General features: G+C 40.7%; 2 protein-coding genes. Both read left to right on the plus strand.

Features of this window, described 5'->3' with window-relative positions; translation table 11 throughout:
- Positions 1-137 precede the first annotated feature (137 nt).
- On the plus strand, positions 138-395 hold the full coding sequence (locus H6S82_RS31770) for a zinc ribbon domain-containing protein (RefSeq protein ID WP_242057197.1): 258 nt from the start codon (positions 138-140) through the stop codon (positions 393-395).
- A 185-nt stretch (positions 396-580) separates the two neighbouring features.
- The coding region (locus tag H6S82_RS31775; RefSeq protein WP_191057389.1) for a GAF domain-containing protein at positions 581-1,807 on the plus strand (1,227 nt) is incomplete at its 3' end.

Genomic DNA, 1,807 nt, shown 5'->3' on the forward strand with positions numbered 1-1,807 from the left:
GGCTGTCAGTGTTGAGATGAATTGCGAGTGAGTTGAGGAGTGTAGTCTGACTATATTTGAGCGCAGCGAAAACCAGGAAGACTACAACGACGAAACGAGCTTGCATATTTTGTTTTGGTTGACACAACTATAAAAATATGTGTGGTTATGATTCATTGGGTGTACGGTTTGTAGATTGCCCTCACTGCCAGAGACAGCATGATAGAGACATCAATGCTGCAATCAATATTAGAAATGAAGGTTTGCGATTATGGGCGTTAGGAACTAGCGCTTCTGCCCAGGGAGGGGATATAAGACCAAAGTCATCAGGACGTAAAAAATCTATGGCGGCAGAGGCAATCCCCCGTGAATTGGGAAGCCCACACCCTATCTGTACTCAGATGGGTGTTGGGTAGTTCACATAAGTAGTCAGTATTAACACGAAAAAGCTTGCACTAAAGTCCAAAGATGCGATCGCTCACACAAGTCGATCGCCCATGTTCGCTCAAGATCGAGTTGATATCTCCGGCTGCTGAGAAAAGTCGGAGATCAGCTAAATTTAGGGCTATTATAAGAAAAATCCCAAAAGACAAAATTAACGATGAATCAGAATGACTTCTTATTTTCCCCTCCCGTCGATTTGACCAATTGTGACAAAGAACCTATTCACATTCCGGGATTGATTCAGCCTCACGGAATCCTTTTTGCTTTGCAAGAACCTCAACTAAAAATCTTACAAGTTAGCCACAATACTTCGGAAATCCTCGGTATTCATCCCCAGGAATTATTGGAAGAAAAATTACAAACCTTTCTCGACTCGCAACTAATTGAGCAGATTCAGAAAAAATTAGCTGAAGGGCTGGGAACAATCAATCCACTCAAGTTATCTATCAATACTCAAAAAGGAGAACTGTTCTTTGATGGCATTCTCCATCGTTCTGATGGTGCGCTAATTCTTGAATTAGAACCCGTTACTTCCAAAGAATTTAGTAATTTTTTTAGCCTTTATCATTTAATTCAAGCGCCCATTACTAAAATCCAAAAAACAACCACTTTGAATCAGCTATGTCAAGCGATCGTGGAGGAAGTGCGAAAACTGACAGGGTTTGACCGCGTGATGGTCTATCAATTCGATGCGGAAGACGCGGGTACTGTCATCGCTGAAGATAAATTAGAGGAATTGGCTTCTTATCTTGGCTTACACTATCCAGCTTCAGACATTCCCCGCCAAGCAAGGCATTTGTATGGACTCAATTTGCTGCGATTAATTCCGGATGTGAATTATCAACCTGTAGAACTATTTCCTGTTGATAATCCAGTTACCGATCGACCGCTAGATCTTAGCTTTAGTGTTTTAAGAAGTGTTTCACCTATCCATATTGAGTATCTCAAAAATATGGGTGTGGGGGCTTCAATGTCAATCTCGTTAATTCGGAACCAAAAACTCTGGGGGCTAATTGCTTGTCATCATCAGTCACCAAGGTATGTTTCTTATGAAATCCGTACTGCTTGTGAGCTTTTAGGAAAAGTTATGGCTTTAGAATTAGCTTCTAAAGAAGACAACGAGAAATTGGATTACCGAATTCAGTTAAACTCGATTCAGTCTAAATTTGTTGAAGCTATTTCTCAAGAAGAGAGCTTTGTAGATGGTTTACTCAAGGAGAGAAGTAATTTACTAGACTTAGTAGGCGCTCAAGGGGCAGCTATTTATGCCACTGAAAGTTTAACCCTCATCGGTCAAACGCCTGAGTTAGCTGATATTCAAGAGCTAATCAATTGGTTGGCAACAACCAACGATCGAGATATTTTTAATACGGATTGTTTACTT

It is taken from the genome of Planktothrix sp. FACHB-1355, assembly GCF_014748295.1.
Taxonomy (GTDB): domain Bacteria; phylum Cyanobacteriota; class Cyanobacteriia; order Cyanobacteriales; family Aerosakkonemataceae; genus Aerosakkonema; species Aerosakkonema funiforme_A.

Excerpts from the sequence above, each read along its gene's own strand:
- H6S82_RS31770 (WP_242057197.1), top strand. The coding sequence starts at position 138 with ATGTGTGGTTATGATTCATTGGGTGTACGGTTTGTAGATTGCCCTCAC.